This window comes from Brevundimonas sp. UBA7664 (assembly GCF_002483305.1).
Classification (GTDB): Bacteria; Pseudomonadota; Alphaproteobacteria; order Caulobacterales; family Caulobacteraceae; genus Brevundimonas.
In genome coordinates, this window is sequence record NZ_DLHQ01000026.1 from 76,866 (window position 1) to 97,905 (window position 21,040).

At 68.3% G+C, this 21,040-nt stretch carries 25 protein-coding genes; 15 read left to right on the forward strand and 10 right to left on the reverse strand.

What is annotated here, in order from left to right; genetic code table 11:
* Positions 1-11: 11 nt before the first annotated feature.
* Genes B2742_RS06315 through acpS form a run of 4 tightly spaced genes read left to right on the forward strand, consistent with a single transcriptional unit; the run spans position 12 to position 2,547 of the window.
* The gene (locus B2742_RS06315) at positions 12-767 is read left to right on the forward strand and encodes an LOG family protein (protein ID WP_292064699.1); all 756 of its coding nucleotides are present in this window, start codon (positions 12-14) and stop codon (positions 765-767) included.
* Between the two features lie 49 nt (positions 768-816).
* Positions 817-1,407 carry an orotate phosphoribosyltransferase gene (gene pyrE / locus B2742_RS06320; RefSeq protein ID WP_292064171.1) on the forward strand — a complete coding sequence of 197 codons (591 nt, stop codon included), beginning with the start codon at positions 817-819 and terminating at the stop codon, positions 1,405-1,407.
* A 4-nt stretch (positions 1,408-1,411) separates the two neighbouring features.
* Positions 1,412-2,149, forward strand: a complete 738-nt coding sequence (locus tag B2742_RS06325) for a pyridoxine 5'-phosphate synthase (protein WP_292064173.1) — start codon at positions 1,412-1,414, stop codon at positions 2,147-2,149.
* The gene (acpS, locus tag B2742_RS06330; protein ID WP_292064175.1) at positions 2,146-2,547 is read left to right on the forward strand and encodes a holo-ACP synthase; all 402 of its coding nucleotides are present in this window, start codon (positions 2,146-2,148) and stop codon (positions 2,545-2,547) included. Before B2742_RS06325 ends, acpS begins: the two co-directional genes overlap by 4 nt.
* A gap of 5 nt (positions 2,548-2,552) precedes the next feature.
* Here the strand turns inward: acpS and B2742_RS06335 are convergent, their stop codons facing one another.
* Positions 2,553-3,125: a hypothetical protein gene (locus B2742_RS06335; RefSeq protein ID WP_292064177.1), complete on the reverse strand. Its 573-nt coding sequence runs from the start codon at positions 3,123-3,125 to the stop codon at positions 2,553-2,555.
* Between the two features lie 183 nt (positions 3,126-3,308).
* Between B2742_RS06335 and lepB the strand changes: the two genes are divergently transcribed.
* Genes lepB through B2742_RS06355 form a run of 4 tightly spaced genes read left to right on the forward strand, consistent with a single transcriptional unit; the run spans position 3,309 to position 6,916 of the window.
* Positions 3,309-4,025 carry a signal peptidase I gene (gene lepB / locus B2742_RS06340; RefSeq protein WP_292064703.1) on the forward strand — a complete coding sequence of 239 codons (717 nt, stop codon included), beginning with the start codon at positions 3,309-3,311 and terminating at the stop codon, positions 4,023-4,025.
* On the forward strand, positions 4,025-4,741 hold the full coding sequence (gene rnc, locus B2742_RS06345; RefSeq protein ID WP_292064178.1) for a ribonuclease III: 717 nt from the start codon (positions 4,025-4,027) through the stop codon (positions 4,739-4,741). Before lepB ends, rnc begins: the two co-directional genes overlap by 1 nt.
* Positions 4,738-5,685 (forward strand): GTPase Era, encoded by a 948-nt coding sequence (gene era / locus B2742_RS06350; protein ID WP_292064180.1) that lies wholly within the window; start codon positions 4,738-4,740, stop codon positions 5,683-5,685. Before rnc ends, era begins: the two co-directional genes overlap by 4 nt.
* A 4-nt stretch (positions 5,686-5,689) precedes the next feature.
* The gene (locus B2742_RS06355) at positions 5,690-6,916 is read left to right on the forward strand and encodes a serine hydrolase domain-containing protein (protein ID WP_292064182.1); all 1,227 of its coding nucleotides are present in this window, start codon (positions 5,690-5,692) and stop codon (positions 6,914-6,916) included.
* A gap of 4 nt (positions 6,917-6,920) precedes the next feature.
* Here the strand turns inward: B2742_RS06355 and B2742_RS06360 are convergent, their stop codons facing one another.
* The 7 genes from B2742_RS06360 to B2742_RS06390 form a co-directional block, all read right to left on the reverse strand.
* The gene (locus tag B2742_RS06360) at positions 6,921-8,435 is read right to left on the reverse strand and encodes an acetyl-CoA hydrolase/transferase family protein (RefSeq protein ID WP_292064184.1); all 1,515 of its coding nucleotides are present in this window, start codon (positions 8,433-8,435) and stop codon (positions 6,921-6,923) included.
* A gap of 61 nt (positions 8,436-8,496) precedes the next feature.
* Positions 8,497-9,159, reverse strand: a complete 663-nt coding sequence (locus B2742_RS06365) for a dihydrofolate reductase family protein (RefSeq protein ID WP_292064186.1) — start codon at positions 9,157-9,159, stop codon at positions 8,497-8,499.
* 1 nt (position 9,160) lies between these two features.
* The gene (locus tag B2742_RS06370; RefSeq protein WP_292064188.1) at positions 9,161-9,553 is read right to left on the reverse strand and encodes a DoxX family protein; all 393 of its coding nucleotides are present in this window, start codon (positions 9,551-9,553) and stop codon (positions 9,161-9,163) included.
* On the reverse strand, positions 9,550-9,990 hold the full coding sequence (locus B2742_RS06375) for a VOC family protein (protein WP_292064190.1): 441 nt from the start codon (positions 9,988-9,990) through the stop codon (positions 9,550-9,552). Before B2742_RS06375 ends, B2742_RS06370 begins: the two co-directional genes overlap by 4 nt.
* 62 nt (positions 9,991-10,052) lie before the next feature.
* A complete protein-coding gene (locus tag B2742_RS06380; RefSeq protein WP_292064192.1) occupies positions 10,053-10,532 on the reverse strand; it encodes an SRPBCC family protein in 480 nt (159 codons plus the stop codon).
* 41 nt (positions 10,533-10,573) lie between these two features.
* Positions 10,574-11,077: an SRPBCC family protein gene (locus tag B2742_RS06385; RefSeq protein WP_292064195.1), complete on the reverse strand. Its 504-nt coding sequence runs from the start codon at positions 11,075-11,077 to the stop codon at positions 10,574-10,576.
* A complete protein-coding gene (locus B2742_RS06390; RefSeq protein WP_292064197.1) occupies positions 11,061-11,408 on the reverse strand; it encodes an ArsR/SmtB family transcription factor in 348 nt (115 codons plus the stop codon). Before B2742_RS06390 ends, B2742_RS06385 begins: the two co-directional genes overlap by 17 nt.
* Positions 11,409-11,551: 143 nt before the next feature.
* Here B2742_RS06390 and B2742_RS06395 point away from each other — a divergent pair, with 143 nt between their 5' ends.
* Both B2742_RS06395 and B2742_RS06400 read left to right on the forward strand, forming a co-directional pair.
* Complete coding sequence (locus tag B2742_RS06395; RefSeq protein WP_292064200.1) at positions 11,552-12,169, forward strand: flavodoxin family protein; 618 nt, start codon at positions 11,552-11,554, stop codon at positions 12,167-12,169.
* Between the two features lie 28 nt (positions 12,170-12,197).
* Entirely contained in the window at positions 12,198-12,662 is a 465-nt protein-coding gene (locus tag B2742_RS06400; protein ID WP_292064202.1) for a nuclear transport factor 2 family protein, read from the forward strand.
* Positions 12,663-12,705: 43 nt separating this feature from the next.
* Here the strand turns inward: B2742_RS06400 and B2742_RS06405 are convergent, their stop codons facing one another.
* Entirely contained in the window at positions 12,706-13,653 is a 948-nt protein-coding gene (locus B2742_RS06405) for a hypothetical protein (protein WP_292064205.1), read from the reverse strand.
* Between the two features lie 111 nt (positions 13,654-13,764).
* On the opposite strand from B2742_RS06405, the gene recO reads away from it, so the two are divergent.
* The 5 genes from recO to B2742_RS06430 all read left to right on the forward strand — a co-directional run bounded on the left by recO (position 13,765) and on the right by B2742_RS06430 (position 20,201).
* Positions 13,765-14,496, forward strand: a complete 732-nt coding sequence (gene recO / locus B2742_RS06410; RefSeq protein ID WP_292064207.1) for a DNA repair protein RecO — start codon at positions 13,765-13,767, stop codon at positions 14,494-14,496.
* 47 nt (positions 14,497-14,543) lie between these two features.
* Positions 14,544-16,172 (forward strand): M28 family peptidase, encoded by a 1,629-nt coding sequence (locus tag B2742_RS06415; RefSeq protein WP_292064210.1) that lies wholly within the window; start codon positions 14,544-14,546, stop codon positions 16,170-16,172.
* A 101-nt stretch (positions 16,173-16,273) separates the two neighbouring features.
* Positions 16,274-18,475: a DNA topoisomerase IV subunit A gene (parC, locus tag B2742_RS06420; protein WP_292064212.1), complete on the forward strand. Its 2,202-nt coding sequence runs from the start codon at positions 16,274-16,276 to the stop codon at positions 18,473-18,475.
* A 100-nt stretch (positions 18,476-18,575) separates the two neighbouring features.
* Positions 18,576-19,154, forward strand: coding sequence for a LemA family protein (locus tag B2742_RS06425; protein WP_292064214.1), 579 nt, complete (start codon positions 18,576-18,578; stop codon positions 19,152-19,154).
* A gap of 12 nt (positions 19,155-19,166) precedes the next feature.
* Positions 19,167-20,201 (forward strand): M48 family metallopeptidase, encoded by a 1,035-nt coding sequence (locus tag B2742_RS06430; protein ID WP_292064215.1) that lies wholly within the window; start codon positions 19,167-19,169, stop codon positions 20,199-20,201.
* On the opposite strand, the gene B2742_RS06435 is transcribed toward B2742_RS06430, so the two are convergent.
* Positions 20,171-20,932, reverse strand: a complete 762-nt coding sequence (locus tag B2742_RS06435) for an arginyltransferase (protein ID WP_292064217.1) — start codon at positions 20,930-20,932, stop codon at positions 20,171-20,173. The genes B2742_RS06430 and B2742_RS06435 overlap by 31 nt on opposite strands.
* Between the last annotated feature and the right edge of the window lie 108 nt (positions 20,933-21,040).

Sequence of the window (21,040 nt, forward strand, 5' to 3'; positions counted from 1 at the left end):
CGGCCGCCGGCCTGAACGCCGCCCAGAGGGCCTCGCCCTCTTACCGGCTCGCGGCCTTCGACCAGGATTTCCTGCTCAGCGACCCGATGCGCGGCGTGCGCTTCCTGATGGAGTACGCCAAGGCCGAGAGCGCCCTGCGCGCCTGGGGCGTACGCTCCACCCTCGTGGTGTTCGGCAGCGCCCGGATCGGTGAGAACGGCGACGGTCAGCACAGCCGCTGGTACGCCGAGGCGCGTGCGTTCGGCCGGCTGGCTTCGGAACGCGGCGGGGCGCTGCACGGTCCGAACGGCCAGCCCCGGGACAATGTCATCGCCACCGGCGGCGGTCCGGGGATCATGGGGGCAGCCAACCGCGGCGCCCATGATGTCGGCGCCCCGTCGATCGGCTTCAACATCACCCTGCCGAACGAGCAGGAGCCCAACCCCTGGTCGACGCCCGAACTGACCTTCCGCTTCCACTATTTCGCCATGCGCAAGATGCACCTGGCGATGCGGGCCAACGCCCTGGTGGTCTTCCCCGGCGGCTTCGGCACCTTTGACGAACTGTTCGAGCTTCTGACCCTGCGCCAGACCGACAAGTCGCCCGCCATTCCCATCGTGCTGTTCGACGAGGGCTACTGGCGATCGGTGATCAATTTCGACGCCCTGGTCCAGCATGGCATGATCGCCCCCGGGGACCTCGAGCTGTTCCGCTTCGCCGAGGACGCCGAGGGCGTGTGGCAGGCCCTGCTGGCCGGAGGGCTGAAGCCGGGCGAAAACATCGAATGACCCGGGCGGACGGCTTCTGTTGCGGCCACGGCTGAGCTAGAGACCAGCCATGACCTCAGACGACGTTCTCGACGAATTCCGCGGCGCCGGCGCCCTGCGCGAAGGCCATTTCGTGCTGTCCTCGGGACTGCACAGCCCCGTCTTCCTGCAGAAGAACCTGGTCTTCATGGATACGGCCCGCTGCGCCCGCCTGTGCAAGGCGCTGGCGGAGAAGATCACGGCGGCGGTCGGGCCGGTCGATGTGGCGATCTCGCCCGCCGTCGGCGGCATCATCCCCGGCTATGAGACCGCCCGCTGGCTGGGCGTGCCGTCGATGTATGTCGAGCGCGAGGGCGGCACGTTCAAACTGCGCCGCGGCTTCCACGTCGAGCCGGGCCAGAAGGTCGTCATGGTCGAGGACATCGTCACCACGGGGCTGAGCTCGCGCGAATGCATCGCGGCCATCGAGGCGGCGGGTGGAACGGTTGTTGCGGCGGCCTGTATCGTCGACCGATCGGGCGGACGGGCCGATGTCGGCGTGCCGCTGGTGGCGCTGGCGACGCTGGACGTGCCGGCCTATCCGGCCGACGCCCTGCCGCCCGAACTGGCCGCCCTGCCGGTCGAGGATCCCGGCAGCCGCCGGCTGGCGAGCAAGGGTTAGACCGATGACCTCTCCGGTGCGCCTTGGCGTCAATATCGACCATGTGGCGACGGTGCGGAATGCCCGGGGCGGGGTGCATCCCGATCCTGTGCGGGCCGCACGCGAGGCGCTGGCGGCCGGGGCGGACGGCATTACGGCTCACCTCCGTGAGGACCGGCGCCACATCACCGACCCGGACATCGAGGCTCTGAGCCTGTTGTGCGCCGAGGCCGGGCGGCCCCTCAACCTCGAGATGGCGGTCACCGACGAGATGCTGGCCATCGCCCTCCGGCACCGGCCGCACGCCGCCTGCCTGGTGCCCGAACGGCGCGAGGAGGTGACGACCGAGGGCGGGCTGGCGGTGGCGTGTCATGAGGCGCGGATCGCGCCGGTGGCGAAGGCGCTGGCCGGGGCCGGAATCCGGGTCTCGCTGTTCATCGAGCCGGCGCCGGAGCAGGTCGACGCCGCCCATGCGGTGGGGGCGCAGGTCGTGGAGTTCCACACGGGCCGCTACTGTCACCTGTCCGGGGACGACCGGGCCGTGGAGTTCGAGCGGCTGCAGACGGCGGCGACGCGGGCCTTCGACCTTGGACTGGAGGTCCATGCGGGCCACGGGCTCGACTATGTGACCGCCGCCGACATGCTGGCCATCGCCGAGGTGCGCGAGCTCAACATCGGCCATTTCCTGATCGGCGAGGCCTTGTTCGTCGGCCTGACCACGGCCGTCCACCGGATGCGCGCGGCCATGGAAGCGGCCGCATGATCGTCGGCGTCGGCGCCGACCTGACCGACATTCGGCGCATCCAGACCTCGCTGGACCGGTTCGGCGACCGGTTCAGAGCGCGCTGTTTCACCGACGTCGAGCGCGCCCGATCGGACCGCAAGCCCGACCCGGCCTGGAGCTACGCCAAGCGGTTCGCGGCCAAGGAGGCGTGCGCCAAGGCGCTGGGCACCGGCATGCGAAGGGACGTCTACTGGCGCGACATGGGGGTGGTGAACATGCGTTCCGGCCAGCCGACCCTGGCGCTGACCGGACACGCCGCGGAACACCTGTCCAGGCTGACACCGCCCGGTCACGAAGCGCGGATACATCTGACGCTGAGCGACGAACACCCCTACGCACTCGCCTTCGTGGTGATCGAAGCCTTGCCGATAGCTTAATCACGTTATACCGATTTCGCCGCAAAGACCGCGGATAGCGGCTGGGGGACAGAGTCACGATGAGCGACGAGCACAAGCCGCACGACGACCACGGCCACGATGCGGGCCACGGTCACGACGATCACGCCGCCAAACCGGCGGCGGACGCCCACGGTCACGACGCCCACGGCGCTGACGATCACGGCCATGCCGCCCCGGCCGCGCATGGCCACGACGATCACGGCCACGACGACCATGGACATGCGGCCCCCGCCGCGCATGGTCACGACGACCACGCCCCCGCCGAGGCGCATGGACATGACGACCACGGTCATGCCGCCCCTGCCGCGCACGGTCATGACGACCACGGTCATGCCGCCCCGTCTGCGCACCATGACGATCACGGGCACGACGCCCACGGTCATGCCGCCTCTGCCGCGCATGGTCATGACGACCACGGTCATGCCGCCCCGTCTGCGCACGGCCATGACGATCACGGGCACGACGCCCATGCCCACGACGCGCCGGCCGATGCGGCCCACGCCCATGACGTCGACCACGGTCACGCCGCGCCGGTTGCGCACAGCCACGACGATCACGCCGCCCCGATCGCCGCCGCGGTCGCGGGGGGCGCGGCCGTCGCCGCCGCCGCCGCCTCGACCAAGGCTCCGGTGTGGAGCGACTCCGGCGACGCCCCGTTCGAGGACGTCGACGCGACCCCGGTCTATGCCCGCGGCAAGGGCGGCAAGAAGCGCAAGTCCAAGGGTTCGAGCAACGAGGGCATGGAGATCTTCAAGACGATCTTCTTCGCCCTGCTGATCGCCCTGGTGCTGCGCGTCGTGCTGTTCCAGCCCTTCACCATTCCGTCGGCCTCGATGGAGCCGAACCTGTCCGAGGGCGACTACATCGTCGTGTCCAAATGGACCTACGGCTATTCGAAACACTCGATCCCGTTCAGCCCGCCGATCTTCAACGGCCGGATCCTCGGCCAGGAGCCGAAGCGCGGCGACATCGTGGTGTTCAAGCTGCCGCGTGACAATACGACGGACTACATCAAGCGCCTGATCGGCCTGCCCGGCGACCGCATCCAGATGATCGACAATGTGCTGTTCATCAACGGAACGGCCGTGCGCGACGTCGAGATGAGCCGCCAGGACGTTCAGAACCTGTACGGGACCCAGCTGACCATCCAGCTGCGCGAGACGCTGCCGGAAGGCCGCGAGATCAACATCCAGGACTGGGGTCCGGGCTTCATCTCCGACAACACCCCGGTGTTCGAGGTGCCGGCCGGCCACTACTTCATGATCGGCGACAATCGCGACAACTCGCAGGACAGCCGCTACGACCAGTCGGTCGGTGTGGGCTATGTCCCGGCCGAAAACCTGATCGGCAAGGCCGAGATCATCCTGTTCTCGTGGAAGCCCGGCGCCTCGCTGTGGAACCCGGTCAGCTGGTTCCAGAAGGTCCGTCCCAGCCGGTTCTTCACCGTCCTCGACTGATGGCTGACAGACGGGCCGAGGCTGTTCAGGCGCTGAGGCGCCGCCTCGGCCACGATTTCCGGGACCCGGCCTTGCTGGACCTGGCCCTGACCCACGCCAGCGTGGGGGAGGGGGCCGAGCGCGACGCGCGAGGCCGGCCGTTCGCCGACAACCAGCGTCTCGAGTTCCTCGGCGACCGGGTGCTGGGTCTGCTGGTCGCGGACCGTCTGGTGCGCGATTTTCCCGGATCGAACGAGGGCGAGATGTCCTCGCGCCTTCACGCCCTCGTCGACAAGGCCGCCTGCGCCCGCGTCGCCGAGGCCCTGGGGGTCGGCGACGCCCTGCGGCTGTCGCCGGGCGAGACCAAACAGGGCGGGCGGCGGCGCGAGGGCGTGCTGGGCGACGCCATGGAGGCCCTGCTGGCGGCGGTCTGGCTGGACGGCGGCTTCGAGGCGGTCCGGACCGTGTTCGACATGGCGTGGAAGGACGAACTGTCGGCCCCCCCGCAAAAATCGCTGACCAATCCGAAATCGGCCCTGCAGGAGTGGGCGCTGGGGCTCGGAAAGCCCCTGCCAGCCTACCGGATCGTCGAGCGCAAGGGTTCGGACCACGCCCCGACATTCACCGTCGAGGCCAGCGTCGCCGGATATCCGCCCTTGACCGCGCAAGGCCGTTCGCGTCAGGACGCGGAGAAGGCGGCCGCGATCGGCCTGCTGCAGCGTGAAGGCGTGATTTGACCGATACAGAAAACCAGCGGGCCGGCTTCGCCGCCATCATCGGCGCGCCCAATGCGGGCAAGTCCACGCTGGTCAATCGCCTGACAGGAACCAAGGTCTCGATCGTCACCCAGAAGGTTCAGACCACGCGCTTTCCCGTGCGCGGCATCGCCATCGAGGGGAACGCCCAGATCGTGCTGGTCGACACGCCCGGCATCTTCACCCCGCGTCGCCGCCTCGACCGCGCCATGGTCGCCTCGGCCTGGGGCGGAGCCTCCGACGCCGACGTCGTCGTCCACCTGATCGACGCGGCCTCGCACATCGCCTCGGAAGGCAAGGAAGGCCAGGCGGCCGACCGGCGCTCGGCCGAGGACACCGAGACCATCATCGCCAATCTGAAGGCGTCGGGGACCCAGGTCATCCTGGCCCTGAACAAGATCGACGGCATGCGCCGTGACACCCTGCTGGCCCTGTCCCACGCCCTGTTCGAAACCGGCGTCTATTCCGAGGTCTATATGATCTCGGCGCTCAGCGGCGACGGCGTCGACGACCTGAAGCAGCGGCTGGCGCGGTCGATGCCCGAGGGACACTGGCTCTATCCCGAGGACCAGTCGGCCGATGTGCCGATGCGGGTGCTGGCCGCCGAGATCACGCGCGAGAAGGTCTATCTGCGCGTCCACGAGGAACTGCCCTATTCGGCGGCTGTCGAGACCACGGCCTTCGAGGACAAGGCCGACGGCTCGGCCCGGATCGAACAGATCATCTATGTCGAGCGCGAGAGCCAGCGGCCCATCGTGCTGGGCAAGGGCGGCCAGACCCTGAAATGGATCGGCCAGAAGTCGCGCGAGGAACTGACCGAGCTGCTGGACCGGCCCGTGCACCTGTTCATCACGGTCAAGGTCGACCCGAAATGGCAGGACTCCAGAGCCCTCTACGCCCAGTTCGGGCTGGATTTCGACGTCTAGGCCCTTGTTCCACGTTCCCAGACAATCCGGGGGCCATCCCCGGCTGGCGTTGGCCGTCATCGCCGTTCTGTTCGTTCTCGCCGCCGGGATGATCGCCTGGGCGACCGTGCGGCCCCTGCCGACGACGCCCGAGGCGGACCCCCTGCCGCCGCGACCGCCGCTGGTGGCGGTCGAGACCCTGCCGCAACTGACGGCCCAGCTGGATCGCTGGGGCGGCTCGGGCCAGTTCACCGGCGGCGTGCTGGTCGCGCGCGGCGATGAGGTGCTGTTCCGGCAGGTGCACGGGTTCGCCAACCGCAATCTCGGCAAGCCGCTGGCACTGAACTCCCGCTTCCGCCTCGCCTCCGTCAGCAAACAGTTCACCGCCGCCGCCATATTGAGGCTGCAGGACGAGGGGGTGCTGTCGACGCATGATCCGCTGTGCCGCTGGATCCAGCCGTGCCCGCCGGCGTGGGAGCCGATCCGTCTGTATCACCTGCTCGGCCACTCGTCGGGCGTGCCGGACCTGATGGCGCGCCCGGCCTGGGGCATCCGCCGCGTGACGCCCGCGACGGTCGCAGAATTAACAGCAGACTCCGCGCGCTATGGACTTCAGTTTCCACCCGGAACGAAGGTTCGGTACAACAATGCCGGCTATAATCTGCTCGGCGCCGTGGTCGAAAAGGCCAGCGATCGACCGCTCCACACCTATCTGCGCGAGGCCTTCTTCGAGCCGCTGGGCATGGCCGACACCGGCTATGACGACGACGCCTCGGACGTGGTCATGGGCTACGCCAACCTGGCCGGCGGCCCGACCGAGCAGCCGGACGCCAATGTCAGCATCATCTTCGCCGCCGGGGCGCTGTACTCGACCCTCGACGACCTGCTGGTCTGGAACCGGGCGCTGCATGGCGGTCATCTTCTGACGCCGCGCAGCTATGCGATGATGATCGCCGACCACGCCCCGGAAACGAAGCCCGACGAACGCGGCCGTCCCCGCCGCGACTGGGGCTTCGGCCTGTTCTCCAACAGCCTCGGCCGCCGGGTCAGCCCGGACTTCCTCGACCGCCAGATTTATCACACGGGCAGCTGGTCGGGGTTCCGGAACATGGTGACGTATCAGCCCGATGCGGACGTGACGGTGATCGTCCTGTCCAACAACTACCATTCCCGCGACGCCGTTTTCCTGCTGTCCCAGCAGGGCATGGCCGAGGCGATGGGGCGGGCGTTCCCGACCGCCATGGCCCGCTGACCGGTCAGACCCGCATGGTGCCGGTCTCGACGAACCGCTGGTGCCACGACAGGGCTTCATCCAGCAGCGTCGGCGACTGCAGGCCATACGAGCCCCTGAGCGCCCGGTCGTAGTAGTCCTGCAACTGATCCCGATAGTCGGGATGGGCGCAGTTGGGGATGATCAGGCCCGCCCGCTGCTTCGGCGACAGACCGCGCAGGTCGGCCAGGCCCTGTTCGGTGACCAGAACCTGCACATCCTGGGTGATGTGGTCGACATGGCTGGCGTGCGGCACGATGGCCGAGATCTTGCCGCCCTTGGCCGTCGAGGGGGTCATGAACACCGAGATGAAGGCGTTGCGGGCGAAGTCCCCCGAGCCGCCGATGCCGTTCTGGATGCGTGACCCCATCACATGGGTGGAGTTGACGTTGCCGTAGATGTCGGCCTCGATCAGGCCGTTCATGGCGATACAGCCCAGCCGGCGGATCAGTTCGGGATGGTTGGATATCTCCTGGGGCCGCAGGATGATCCGCTCGCGGAACGCCTCCATCCGGGCGTTGAGGTCCGCCGCCGCGTCGGGGCTCAGCGAGAAAGCGGTGGCCGAGGCGACGCGCAGTTTTCCGCTGTCGAGAAGATCCAGCATCCCGTCCTGGATGACCTCGGTATAGGCGGTCATGTTCTCGAACGGCGCGTCGATCAGTCCGGTCAGGACGGCGTTGGCGATATTGCCGACCCCCGACTGCAGCGGCAGCAGCGAGGCGGGCAGGCGGCCCATCTTCACCTCATGCGACAGGAACTCCAGCAGATGGCCGGCGATGGCCATCGCGGCCGCATCGGGCGGCGCGAACGGGGCGTTGCGGTCCGGCGCATGGGTCTCGACCACGGCGACGACCTTGGCCGGGTCGCAGCGGAAGGTGGGCTGACCGATCCGGTCGTCGGCGCGCAACAGCGGAATCGGCACCCGGTTCGGCGGCAGGGCGGTGCCGTAATAGATGTCGTGCATCCCCTCCAGCGCGGGATTCTGCCAGGAATTGACCTCCAGGATCACCTGGTCGGCCCGGTCCAGCCAGGTCTTGTTGTTGCCGACGGATGACGAGGGGATCAGCGAGCCGTCTTCGAGGATGCCCGACACCTCGATCACCGCCGTCTCCAGCGGCCCGAGGAAGCCCTGCCAGGCCATCGGTGCGACCTGGCTCAGGTGCATGTCGAGATATTCCATCTCGCCCCTGTTGATCTTCTCCCGGGCGATGGGGTCGGAGTTGTAGGGCAGGCGGAACTCGATCCCGTCGGCCCGGGCCAAGGCCCCGTCCAGCTCGGGTCCGGTGGACGCGCCGGTCCAGACCTTCAGGCGGAATGGATTGCCCTTCGCGTGCTCGGCCTCGATGCGCGCGGCCAGCGCCGGGGCTATGACCTTCGGATAGCCCGAGCCGGTGAAGCCGCTCATCCCCACCGTGCTGTTCGGCGGGATCAGCGCCGCCGCCGCCTCGGCGCTCATGATCTTCGATTGAAGGGCGGTTGAGCGGATGCGGGAAGAAGCCATGGGGTGGCCTACGCCCCCGGGCCTGATGCGGCCACCCCGTTAGATTGCGTAGATCGTCGCGTCAGCCCTCGCGGGCCCATCGCGCACGTCGCGCCAGTTCGGCCTCGCCGGGCTCGATCTCGCCGAATGACCCGGTGGGCGGCGGCAGCTCGGTCCTCTCGTACGTATGAGCCACGACCCCGGTACCGGACTGTCGCGTCCGGGTGAGTGTCCACGCCCCGGGATGCGCGCCGGCGTCAAACAGCCGCTTGCCGGCGCCAAGGATCACGGGAAAGGTCAGCAGGGTCAGTTGGTCGATCAGGTCGTGGGCCAGAAGGGTGTGGATCACCTCGCTCGAACCCTGGATCAGCAGGTCCCGGCCGTCGGTCGCCTTCAGAGCCCGCACGGCCTCAGGTAGGTCGCCTTCGAGCCGGTGGCTGTGGGCCCAGGTCAGGGGCGTGTCAGGCCCGGCGGCGACGTATTTGTTGATGGCGTTGAAGGTGTCGGCGATCTCGCCGTCCATCTGCGGCCAGTAGGCGGCGAAGATCTCCCAGGTCCTGCGGCCCAGCAGCAGGTCATAGTCCTCGCCCATGGCCTCGCCCATCAGCCCGCCCGAGGCCTCATCGAAGTGAGGCCAGACCCAGCCGCCGAAGGAGAAGCCGCCGGTTGTGTCCTCGTCCGGTCCCCCCGGCGCCTGTATGACGCCGTCGAGACTGACGAAGCTCGCGGTTCTGATCCTGCGCATCTCAGCCCCTCCGGACCGGGAAGACCGCCCGCAACGAGGCGTCGCGAAGCCACAACCCGCCCCACATGAACAGGCCGAGCCAGACGCCGAACAGGGTGTGGCTGAACAGCGGGTTCTCCACCCGGAGATTGGTCGCGATGGCGCCGCCGAGCAGCCCGGTCATCAGCACCGCGCCCAACAGGCTGGTTCGGGGAATGACATAGAGGATCACGCAGGCCAGCTCGATCAGGCCGATCAGCAGCAGGTATTTCGCCGGCCAGCCGAGCGGCGTCAGGCTCTGCTCGGCGACCATGTCGGCCAAAAGGAATTTCGGGGCGATCGAGGCGGCGAGCATGAACAGGACGAACAGCCCGCTCAGCACCCGTCCGGTCCAGACCATGGGCGAGGCCTTCACTGGACCGCCTCACAGGTCATCGCCGGCGTGGTGTTGACCATCCACGGCACGCCGAATTTGTCGATCAGACCGCCGTAGCCGGGCGACCAGAAGGTCTCGCCGAACGGCATGGTCGGCTGACCGCCCTCGACGAGGGCGTCATACCAGCGCCGGGCCTCGGTCGCGTCGTCGGTATGCAGGGTGACGTCGAAGCCGTTCTTCGGCTTGTCGATGTTCTGCGCCCAGTCGACATCCATGTCGGCGCCCATGATCGCCTGGTCGCCGACCTGTAGCCAACAGTGCATCAGCCAGTCGCGGTATTGGGGTCCGATGGGCATGTCGGGCGGGCCGTCGCCATAGGGCATGGCGGCGGTGATCTCGCCGCCGAGCACCTTTGCGTAGAACTCGAATGCCTGGCGGCATTCGCCGCGGAAGCTGAGGCTGGTCACGATCTTCATGGTCTTGCTCCTCGAGCAGGTTGATCCAGGCGTTTGCTACTGATCCGCCGGCCGGGCCGCCCTCAGGACGGGCCACCCGCCGCCAGAAAGGCCTCCAGCCGCTCGAAGGTGCTGGTCCAGCCGTGTTTGTGTCCGATCAGGCTCTGTTCGGACTTCAGTCCCTCGTGGGTGAAGTCCATCAGGGTGCCGCCGTCCGGCGCGTCGCGGAGCTGGACGGTCACAAGCGTATCCACGGGTGGTCCGTCCTCATGGGACTCGTCCCATTTGAAGGTGAAGACGAGCCGCTCGTTCGGCACGATCTCGCGATAGATCCCGCCCTGCCAGAGATCCTGGCCGGTATCGGGCGAGCGCAGACAGGCCCGCCATTCGCCGCCGACCCTCAGGTCCTGGGTGGCGCTGACCGCCGGCCATTCGACCGGACCCAGCCACAGCACCATGACCTCGGGCGACGTCCACGCCTTCCACACCAGCGGGCGCGGCGCGTCGAACTGGCGCTGCATCTGCAGGGTCGGACGGGTGGCGATGCTATCGACGAAGGTCATCGGGCGGGCTCTTCAGCGGGTCCGGTCACGGCCGGGGAGGGTCAGTGGGTCTTGAGCAGTTCAGCCAGCTGGTCGGCGCAGGTCCCCCAGCCGTCGTGGAAGCCCATCGCCTCATGCTGTTTCATCGTCTCGGCGTTCCAGTGGCGGGCCGTGGCGACATATTCGGTCCTGCCGTCCGCCATGGAGGTGAGTTCCACCGTGGCGACCATGAACGGCTGACCGGCCGGCTCCCAGGCCGGCGTGAAGGCGTCGGTCGTAATCCAGCGCCGGTTCGGCTCGACCGCGAGGAAGACGCCGCTGTTCGGAATGCGCTCGCCGTCCGGGCCGTGCATGACGAAGTTGAACACGCCGCCGGGACGGGGATCGACCTGGATGTCCGAAATCGACCAGGGCTTGGGGACGAACCACTGCTGCAGCAGTTCCGGCGTCATCCAGGCCTTCCAGATCGCCTCGGGCTTCGCGTCGATGACCCGGCGCAGCACCAGCGCATGCTGATGGGCGACGCCGTCGGTGTTGCAGGGATTGGAGTCAGTTTCGTGGGCCATCGGGGTCCCCTTTCTGGATTTTCTTGAGATAGGCGTCGAGACGGTCGAAGCTGGCGTCCCAGTAGCGGCGGTAGTGTTCCAGCCAGTCGGCGATACCCTTCAGACCCGTGGGTTCGAGGCGGGCGGGGCGCCACTGGGCCTCGCGGCCGCGGCTGATCAGACCGGCCTTCTCCAGCACCTTGAGATGTTTCGATACGGCCGGAAGGCTCATGTCGAAGGGCGCGGCCAGGTCGTTGACGCTGGCCTCGCCCTCGCACAGCCGGGCCAGGATGGCCCGACGCGTCGGATCGGCCAGGGCGGCGAATTTGGCGGAGAGGGGATCGGTCTGCATGACGCAGGACTTCGTGTGTAACTCGCTGGTTAAATGCGTCCGTCGCGCCTCCTTGTCAACTGACCGGTTAAATAAAAGCGGATTCCGGCCATGGAACGACCCGGCGTCGGCGCGGGTTCGTCCGGCGAACTCCGGAGCCTGCGATGAAAGCCCTCGTCCTCAACTGCACCCTCAAGCCGTCGCCCGAGACGTCCAGCACCGAAGCCCTCGCCAGGGTCGTCATCGCCGAACTCGAAAAGGGCGGGGCCGACGTCGAGATGGTCCGGCTGGTCGATCTGAACCTCAAGCCCGGCATCCGGACGGACGAAGGGAAAGGGGACGACTGGCCCGCGGTCCATGCCAAGCTCATGGCCGCCGACATCGTCGTCTTCGCCACCCCGACCTGGCTGGGCCAGATGTCCAGCGTCTGCCTGCGCGCGCTTGAGCGGATGGACGCCCTGTTCGCGGAGACCGACGACAGCGGCCGACCGGTCGCCTTCGGCAAGGTCGCCGGGGTGGTGGTCACCGGGAATGAGGACGGCGCCCACAACATCGTCGCCACCGTCTGTCAGGGCCTGATCGACATGGGCTTCACCATCCCGGGCCAGAGCTGGACCTACTGGCACCTCGGCCCCGGCCCAGGCCCGGACTATGTCGAGACCGACCAGGGGCATGACTACTCGGACCGGGTCGGCCGCAACGCCGCGCGCAATCTGCTGGCGCTGGCGAACGTGTTGAAGCCGACGACTTATCCCGTTCCCGAAAGCGCGCCGGCGGCCTAACCTCGCCCTCCACAATCCTGGAGGTCCCATGTCCCTGCTGCTCGCCGTCGCCGCCCTGACCCTGCAGACCGCGCCCGATCCCGCCGAGGCCGAGGTCGCCGCCGTGCTGGACCGCCTGAACCAGGCGTCGTCCACCGCGGACGAAGCGACCTATTTCAGCCTGTTCACGCCGGACGCCCGCTATGTCGGCACCGACGCCACCGAGCACTGGACGATGCCGCAGTTCCGGGCCTTCGCCGAGCCGTGGTTCCGCCGCGACACCGCCTGGTCGTTTCCGGCCACGGACCGGACCATCACCATCGCCCCGATCGACTGCCGCTGCATCGCCTGGTTCGAGGAGCGGCTGGACAGCGCCCATTATGGCGAGACGCGCGGTTCGGGCGTCATGCGCCTGACCGACGACGGCTGGAAGATCGAGCAGTATGTCCTCAGCCTGGCCGTGCCCAACGACAAGGCGGACGCCGTGGTCGCCGTGATCCGGGCCCCGGACTAGGGGGAATCCTGTTCAAGGCGACGGTCAGGCGGCTGCCGTCCGGTTAAACGGCTGCCGCCAGCACACGGTCGATCCCGGCGTCGGTCTCGCTGTCGAGCCGGTAGAGCTCTGCCTCGGCGGCGCTGGCGTCGCCGCGGGCTTCCCTGATCCGCCGTTCGAGTCCGGTGACGCGGCTGAACAGGCTTTCGCTGGTGATGGTGACGCCGCCCGGGGCCTTGCGCCAGGCGCCGCGATTGCTGCTGAGGGCCTGCAACTCGTCGGCGCGCAGGTCGGCGATGCGGTCGTGGGCGGCCCAGATCCGTTCGACCAGGGCCTTGCGCGCGGGCGCGACTCCGTCGAACCGCTCGAGCACCGCTTCGCGGTCCATTTCGTCGACGATGGCGCGGGCGAGCGCGGCGCGGGCCTCCACCTGGCCGGGGGCGTAGTTGCGGCGCGCCTCGGCGACCAGATCGCGATGCACAACGATCACCCGGCCCGCGCCTTCCAGCCCGTCTTCAGCAGCCAGGCGCGCCGGATCAAAGGGGTTGCTGTGCATCAGGATCCCAAGGCGATGGTAGAATTCCCGCTCGCTGCGCCGCGAGGCCGTGCGCGCCTCTTCCACCGAAGCGTCCAGCTTCATGGCGTAGCCGAGACGGTCCGCGGTGTAGCCCCGCAGGATATTGGCCGGCAGGCCCGCAAAGGCGCCGGTCAGGATGAAGAGGCCGGTCCACATCAGGGCGCCGCCCCGACCCGCCGGCGCCAGGAACAGCTGGTGCAGCAGGAAGCCGGCGGCCAGGCCGATGACGATCGCCGGGACGAGCACGTTCGAGAGCATCTTGAACCAGACGATCGCCCGCCCGCCTGCTGTGCCGTCGCCGAGAAGGACGCCGACCGCGAAGATGCTGGCGGCCAGGCAAAGCAGGAAGACGACAACAAAGGCGGAGATCGTGAACGGCCACAGGGGGGCCTTCGATTGCCAGGTCGCGCGGCGGCGGCCGGTGAATCTGTCCATGATCATCCCCCCGAATGCAGGACCCTTTTCGCGGGTCGCCGCCGATCGCGCAAGCAGGGAGGGCGCGTGGAACGTATGGCCAACCCTCATCCCGCGGGCTAAGCGGGGGCGATGGATTTCACCGACGACGCCTTCGTCCTGTCCGCCCGCGCCCACGGCGACACCGGGGTGGTGGTCGAACTGCTGACCGAGGAACACGGCCGCCGCGCCGCCTATGTCGCCGGCGGGGCCTCGCGTCGGATGAAGCCCTTCCTGCAGGCGGGGGCGCGGGTCACGGCCGACTACAAGGCGCGGACCTCGGACCATCTCGGATCGGCGCGGCTGGAGCCGGTGGGGGAGGGGCCGAGCGCCCTGTTCGACGATCCGCTGGCCCTGACCGGCCTCGCCGCGGCGGCGGCGGTGGCGCAGGGATCGCTGCCGGAGCGCGAGCCGCATCCGGGGGCCTTCCTGGCCTTCGAGGCGCTGATGTCGGCCTTCGCCCTGCCGGAGGTCTGGCCCGCCATCTTCGTCCGCTTCGAGGCGGGGCTGCTGGAGGACCTCGGCTTCGGTCTCGACCTGAGCCGCTGCGCCGTCACCGGCGGTATGGACGACCTGGTCTGGGTCAGCCCGCGCACCGGTCGCGCCGTCAGCGCCGACGCGGGCGCGCCCTATGCCGACAAGCTCCTGCGGCTGCCGCCCTTCATGCTCGGCGCCCAGGCCGGGCTGGGGGAGGGCGACGTCGGGGCGGGCCTCGACCTGACCGCCCATTTCCTTGAACAGTTCGTCTTCCACCCGCAGAACAGGCCGATCCCGCCGGCGCGGGTGTGGATGATCGACAGGCTGCGCGAGGCGGGTCGCCTTTGAGCCGGTCGCCATGCTAGCCATCCACCTGTGATCGGGGAGCCCACGCCATGAGAATGACCGTCGTCCGCGCCTTTGCGCTCAGTCTGGCCCTGCTGCAGGCGGCTCCCGTGGCGGCCCAGGTCGCGCCCGATCCCGGCGCCGAGCGGCGGATCGAGGCCGACGTCGTCTTCCTCGCCGACGACGCCCTCGAGGGACGCGGCACCGGTCAACGCGGCTATGATCTGGCGGCGCTCTATGTCCAGTCCCGGATGCAGTCCATCGGATTGCGCCCGGGTGGACCCGAGGGCCAATGGCTTCAGCCGTTCAAGGTGGCGCGGCTCGGCATCGCCGCGGAGGGCGCGACGCTCAGCTGGACTCCGGCGGGTGGCGAGCCCGTGATCTGGCGTAGCGGGCAGGAGGCCCTGTTCGGCATCGGCCGCGAGGCGGGCCGTTTCGTCCAGCCGGGCGAACTGGTGTTTGTCGGGTTCGGAATCGACGCGCCGGAATTGGGCATGTCCGACTATGCGGGTCTGGACGTGACCGGAAAGATCGTCGTCTTCCTGTCCGGCGCGCCGGTCGGGACGGATCCGGCGGTCGCCGAGCGTCTGGAAGCCGCCAAGGCGCGGACGGCCGAGGCGCAGGGCGCCATCGCCACGGTGACGGTGAACACCGCTGCCAGCGCGAGCCGATACACCGATGCGCTCCTGAGGCGGTTCGCGGGGCGCACGGAAACGGTCTGGATCAGTCCGGACGGCACGCCGCGGCGACAGGCCCCGGGCATCCGGGCGACCGCCTTCCTGGGCGACGCCGCCGCGGAAGCGCTCTTCGCCGGCGCCGCGCGCTCCTATGCGGACATCCGTCGGGAGGCCGCCGACGCCGGCGGACGGCCCGCGGGCTTCGCCCTGCCCGGACAGGCGATGTTCGAGGTTCACACCCGACGTGAGGATCTGCAGACAGCCAACGTCGTCGGCATGATCGAGGGCTCCGATCCCGAACTGAAGGCCGAATATGTGATCATGACCGCTCACCTGGACCATCTGGGCCTGAGCGGAACCGGACCGGACCGGATCAACAACGGCGCCCTCGACAATGCCGGCGGCGTCGCCTCGATGCTGGAGGCGGCCCGCATGCTGGCGCAGGCGCCGCCCCGGCGCTCGGTGCTCGTCGTGGCTCTGTCCGCGGAAGAGATGGGCCTGATCGGCTCGGACTATCTGGCGCGGTATCCGGTTGCCGAAGGCGTGGTCGCCAACGTCAATCTGGACATGCCCATCCTGACCTACGACTTCACCGATGTGGTCGCGTTCGGCGCGGAACACTCGACCATGGGGCCGCTGGTCGCCGCCGCGGCGCAGACGGAGGGGGTCCGTCTCTCACCCGATCCGATGCCGGAGCAGAACGTTTTCACCCGCTCCGACCACTATTCCTTCGTCCAGGCAGGGATCCCCTCGGTCATGCTCGCCACGGGCTATGCGAACGGCGGCGAGGCGGCCTGGGGGCAGTTCTTCGCCAACGGCTATCACAAGACGAACGACGACCTGTCGACGCCCTTGAACTGGAGCGCCGCGGCCCGGTTCGCTCGCGTCAACGCCGCGATCGCGCGGGCCATCGCCGACGCCGAGCGCGCGCCGCTCTGGTATGAGGGGAACGTCTACGGCGACCGGTTTGCGCCGGCAGCGGAACGGGCTCCGGCGCCCTGATGTCGGGCCCACGAAACCCCGGATCGACCCACAGGTCGCGCCAACACTTCGGCCGCGGTCCGGTCTAGACTCAGGCCTTCTCTTCGCCGATTCGCAGGCCCATGACCGTTCACACCCCGCCGCCGGAAGGCGGACGCATCGTCGACGAGCCGATGAGCGAGGCGCTCTCGCGCCGCTATCTCGCCTACGCCCTGTCGACCATCACCAACCGGGCGCTGCCGGATGTGCGCGACGGCTTCAAGCCGGTGCACCGGCGCATCATGTACACGATGCATCAAATGCGGCTGAACCCGCAGGCGGCGGCGCGCAAATGCGCCAAGGTCGTCGGCGACGTGATGGGCACCTATCACCCGCACGGCGATGCCTCGATCTATGACGCCCTGGTCCGTCTGGCGCAGGACTTCGCCCAGCGCTATCCGCTCGTCGATGGGCAGGGCAATTTCGGCAATATCGACGGCGATAACGCCGCGGCCATGCGCTACACCGAGTGCAAGCTGACTCCGGCGGCGGTCCTCCTGATGGAGGGCATTGATCAGGACTCGGTCGATTTCCGGCCCACTTACGACGATCAGGGCGAAGAACCGATCGTCCTGCCGGCCGGCTTCCCCAACCTTCTGGCCAACGGCTCGTCGGGCATCGCCGTCGGCATGGCCACCTCGATCCCGCCGCACAATGTCGGCGAGCTGATCGACGCCTGCCATCTGCTGCTGGACCGCCCGGACGCCACGACGGAGGAACTCGCCGGCATTGTGCCCGGCCCGGACTTCCCGACCGGGGGCGTCGCCGTCGAGGGCCATGCCTCCATCCTCGACGCCTATGAGACCGGTCGCGGCGGGGTGCGCCTGCGCGCCCGCTGGGAGACCGAGGACCTCGGCCGCGGCGTCTGGCGCATCATCGTCACCGAGATGCCGTACCAGGTGCAGAAGTCGAAACTGATCGCCGACCTCGCCGACCTGATCGAGCACAAGAAGGCGCCCCTGCTGGGCGACGTGCGCGACGAGTCGGCCGAGGACATCCGGCTGGTCATCGAGCCCAAGAGCCGCACGGTCGAGCCCGAGGTGCTGATGGAGAGCCTGTTCAAGCTCTCCGATCTCGAGATCCGCTTCCCGATCAATATGAACGTGCTGGACGCCACGGGGACGCCGCGCGTCATGGGGCTGAAGGCCTGTCTGCAGGCCTTCCTCGATCACCGCCGTGAGGTGCTGGTGCGCCGGGCCGGCTGGCGGATCGACCGGGTCGAGAAGCGGCTGCACCTGCTGGAAGGCCTGAGGATCGTCTTCCTCAACCTCGACGAGGTCATCCGCATCGTCCGGGAGGAGGAACAGCCCAAGGCCGTCCTGATCGCGCGGTTCGGCCTCAGCGAACTCCAAGCGGACTTCATCCTCGACACCCGACTGCGCCAGCTGGCGCGGATCGAGGAAATGACGATCGAGAATGAATACAAAGCGCTGGCCGACGAACTTGCCGCGCTGCAGTCGCTGTCGTCCTCGCCGGCCAAGCAGTGGAAGCAGGTCGGCAAGGATCTGGAGACCGTGCGCAAGGCGCTGGTCTCGCCGCGCCGGACCACCATCGCCGAGGCCGTGGACTCATCGGCCTTCGTCTCGGTCGAGGCCTTCATTCCGCGCGAGGCGATCACCGTGATCCTGTCCGAACGCGGCTGGATCCGCGCCGCCCGCGGCAAGGTCGAGGATCCGTCTGAACTGAAGTTCAAGGAGGGCGACAGCCTCGCCTTCCTCGTGCCCGGCTATACGACCGACAAGATCCTGGTCGCGGCGTCGGACGGCCGCATCTTCACGGTCGGGGCCGACAAGCTGGCATCGGGCCGCGGCCATGGCGAACCGCTGCGGCTGATGATCGATCTCGACGAGAAGGCCGACATCATCAACATTCTGGCGCACCAGCCGGGCGGCAAGCTGCTGGTCGCGTCGAAGGCCGGCTATGGCTTCATCGCGCCCGAGGACGAGTTGCTGGCCCAGAAGCGGGGCGGCAAACAGGTGCTGAACGGCGAGATGCTGGCGGCCATCCGCGTCCACGGCGACCAGGTCGCGGTCATCGGCGACAACATCAAGGCGCTGATCTTCCCGCTCGCCGAGCTGCCCGAGATGGGCCGCGGCAAGGGGGTGAAGCTGCAGAACTACAAACAGGGCGGCCTCGCCGATGTCGCCGTGTTCGACGGCGCCCATGGTCCGGAGTGGGTCGACGGCGGCGGCCGTCGCCGCAACTGGCCGGACTGGAAGGACTGGCTGGGCAAGCGCGCCGGGGCCGGCCGTCAGGGGCCGCGGGGGCTGAGGAAGTTCCGGTGACGCGCGTGGGCGCGCGGTTACGCCGATTTTAGTTTGGGGCGGCGTCGCCCGGCCCCATATTGACTGAACGGTCGATCATCGGCCGACGCTGGAGACCGCCATGCTGACCACCCTGATCGTCATCGCCGTCATCGTCGCCCTGGTGCTGTTCGTCGTCGTGGGCGCCTACAACAAGCTGGTCGCCCTGGACCAGCGCGCCGACCAGTCGTTCGCCGACATCGACGTGCAGCTGAAGCAGCGCCATGACCTGATCCCCAATCTGGTGGATACGGTGAAGGGCTACGCCAGCCACGAGAAGGGCACGCTGGAAGCTGTCATCGCCGCCCGTTCGGCCGCGACGACCGCCACCTCGGTCAACGACAAGGTCGAGGCCGAGAATATGCTTACGGGCGCCCTGGGCCGGCTGTTCGCCCTGACCGAGGCCTATCCGGACCTCAAGGCCAACACCAACTTCCTCGAGCTGCAGCGCGAGCTGTCGGACATCGAGAACAAGCTGGCCGCCGCCCGCCGCTTCTTCAACAACGCCGTCAGCGAGTTCAACGCCGTCCGCCGCCAGTTCCCGACCGTCCTGTTCGCCGGCATGGTCGGCTTCGGCTCGGACAAGCCCTTCTTCGACGTGGGCGAGGGCGAGCGCGCCACGATGAACGCCGCACCGCCCAAGGTCAGCTTCACGGCGTAAGGAACCGCATCGATGGCCGCCGTCGGGCTCCAGACCCACATCTGGGCGAACAACACCCGCTCGGTCCTGCTGTTGGCGGGTTTCCCCGTGCTGATGATCTTCATCATCTACGGGCTGCAGCTGGTGCTGATGGGGTTCGGCTTCCTGCCCGGGACCGGGCGCGGACTGGGCGACGACATGGCCTTGGCCGCTTCCTGGCTGGCCGGCACCATACCGCTGGCCTTCATCGTCGCCGGCATCTGGTTCGCCATCTCCTACTTCGGCAGCCAGGCCATGATCGACGTGATGACCGGGGCCCGGAAGGTTGAGAGGAAGTCTGAGCCGGACCTCTATAACCTGCTGGAAAACCTCGCGATCTCTCGCGGTCTACGGACGCCGACCCTGCGCGTGATCGACAGCGAGGGTTTGAACGCCTTCGCCACCGGCCTGCACGAGGGTCAGTACAGCATCACCGTCACCCGCGGCCTCGTGAACACCCTGACCCGCAATGAACTCGAGGCCGTGCTGGCTCACGAGCTCACCCACGTCATCAACAAGGACGTGCGCACCATGGTGATCGCCTCGATCTTCGCGGGGATCATCAGCGTCATCGCCGAACTGGTGTTCCGCGGTCTCGTCTATTCGCGCGGCGGCGGCCGGCGGGACAACAAGAACGCCATGCCGCTGATCCTGATCGGCCTGGCCTTCGCCGCGGTCGGCTTCGCCCTGGCGATCGTCATCCGCATGATGCTGTCGCGGACCCGGGAGTATGTCGCCGACGCCGGGGCGGTCGAGCTGACCAAGAACCCGGACGCCATGATCTCGGCCCTGCGCAAGGTCGAGGGCCGGTCGTCGCTGAAGGGCCCGGACGAGTTGCAGCAGCTGTTCCTCGACAACCAGCCGGACGGTGTCGGTCTCGAAGGCCTGTTCGCCAGCCATCCGCCGATCCAGAAACGGGTCGACGCCCTGGTCAGGTTCGGCGGCGGGGTGGATCCCGGTCCCTGGGGCGGCGAAACCCTGTCCGGGCCGCCGGCCGGCTATGCGACCTCGGCGCCCGCTGCGGGCTGATCGCCCAGACGTTCCCAGCCGAGCTTGGTCAGTTGTTCCATCGGCCGGAACCCGGCCTTGTAGTCCATCTTCCGTGATCCCCGGACCCAGTAGCCGAGATAGACGAAGGGCAGGCCGACGATGCGGGCCTGGCGGACATGGTCGAGGATGGCGAACCGGCCGAGACTGCGGGCCTCCAGCGTCGGGTCGAAGAAGCTGTAGACCATCGACAGCCCGTCCCCGAGCAGGTCGGTCAGGCAGACGCCGACCAGATCGCCGGGCCCGCCGTCGGGCGAGGGCAGGCGGTATTCGATCAGATGGGTGCGGACGGCCGTGTCCTCGACCATGGCGACATAGTCGAGCCAGGTCATGGCGCTCATGCCGCCTCCAGGATGGCGGCCGTTGAGGTAGCGCCTGAGCAGCTCGAACTGCTCGATCGTGGCCTCGGCCTCGACCAGGTCGCGCGACAGATCGGCGTTGCGTTTCAGCACCTTGCGCTGCGATCTTGAGAAGTCGAACTCGGGCACGGGCAGACGGACCGAGACACAGGCGTCGCAGGATTCACAGGCCGGGCGATAGGCGATGTTCTGACTGCGGCGGAAGCCGGCCTGGGTCAGTTCGTCATTGACGTGGGCGCCCTCGCTGAAGGGCAGGTTGGCGAACACCTTCCGCTCGGTCTGCCCCGGCAGATAGGGGCAGGGGGCCACGGTCGTCATGTAGAAGCGAAGCTGGCGCTGGGGAACAAAGGTCACGGCGCTACATCCGCATCCGATTTCGCCGACAGTGGGGCGGACGTCGATTCATGTCCTGATCTGCACCCGGCGCACGCCCGCGGGCAAGTCCGTTCACCCCACACGCAT

Bases quoted from the DNA above. Each gene is read 5' to 3' on its own strand.
- pyrE (WP_292064171.1), top strand. From the start codon at position 817: ATGACCTCAGACGACGTTCTCGACGAATTCCGCGGCGCCGGCGCCCTG.
- B2742_RS06325 (WP_292064173.1), top strand. From the start codon at position 1,412: ATGACCTCTCCGGTGCGCCTTGGCGTCAATATCGACCATGTGGCGACG.
- acpS (WP_292064175.1), top strand. From the start codon at position 2,146: ATGATCGTCGGCGTCGGCGCCGACCTGACCGACATTCGGCGCATCCAG.
- lepB (WP_292064703.1), top strand. From the start codon at position 3,309: ATGGAGATCTTCAAGACGATCTTCTTCGCCCTGCTGATCGCCCTGGTG.
- rnc (WP_292064178.1), top strand. From the start codon at position 4,025: ATGGCTGACAGACGGGCCGAGGCTGTTCAGGCGCTGAGGCGCCGCCTC.
- B2742_RS06360 (WP_292064184.1), bottom strand. From the start codon at position 8,435: ATGGCTTCTTCCCGCATCCGCTCAACCGCCCTTCAATCGAAGATCATG.
- B2742_RS06365 (WP_292064186.1), bottom strand. From the start codon at position 9,159: ATGCGCAGGATCAGAACCGCGAGCTTCGTCAGTCTCGACGGCGTCATA.
- B2742_RS06375 (WP_292064190.1), bottom strand. From the start codon at position 9,990: ATGAAGATCGTGACCAGCCTCAGCTTCCGCGGCGAATGCCGCCAGGCA.
- B2742_RS06380 (WP_292064192.1), bottom strand. From the start codon at position 10,532: ATGACCTTCGTCGATAGCATCGCCACCCGTCCGACCCTGCAGATGCAG.
- B2742_RS06385 (WP_292064195.1), bottom strand. From the start codon at position 11,077: ATGGCCCACGAAACTGACTCCAATCCCTGCAACACCGACGGCGTCGCC.
- B2742_RS06390 (WP_292064197.1), bottom strand. From the start codon at position 11,408: ATGCAGACCGATCCCCTCTCCGCCAAATTCGCCGCCCTGGCCGATCCG.
- B2742_RS06395 (WP_292064200.1), top strand. From the start codon at position 11,552: ATGAAAGCCCTCGTCCTCAACTGCACCCTCAAGCCGTCGCCCGAGACG.
- B2742_RS06400 (WP_292064202.1), top strand. From the start codon at position 12,198: ATGTCCCTGCTGCTCGCCGTCGCCGCCCTGACCCTGCAGACCGCGCCC.
- B2742_RS06405 (WP_292064205.1), bottom strand. From the start codon at position 13,653: ATGGACAGATTCACCGGCCGCCGCCGCGCGACCTGGCAATCGAAGGCC.
- recO (WP_292064207.1), top strand. From the start codon at position 13,765: ATGGATTTCACCGACGACGCCTTCGTCCTGTCCGCCCGCGCCCACGGC.
- B2742_RS06415 (WP_292064210.1), top strand. From the start codon at position 14,544: ATGAGAATGACCGTCGTCCGCGCCTTTGCGCTCAGTCTGGCCCTGCTG.
- parC (WP_292064212.1), top strand. From the start codon at position 16,274: ATGACCGTTCACACCCCGCCGCCGGAAGGCGGACGCATCGTCGACGAG.
- B2742_RS06425 (WP_292064214.1), top strand. From the start codon at position 18,576: ATGCTGACCACCCTGATCGTCATCGCCGTCATCGTCGCCCTGGTGCTG.
- B2742_RS06430 (WP_292064215.1), top strand. From the start codon at position 19,167: ATGGCCGCCGTCGGGCTCCAGACCCACATCTGGGCGAACAACACCCGC.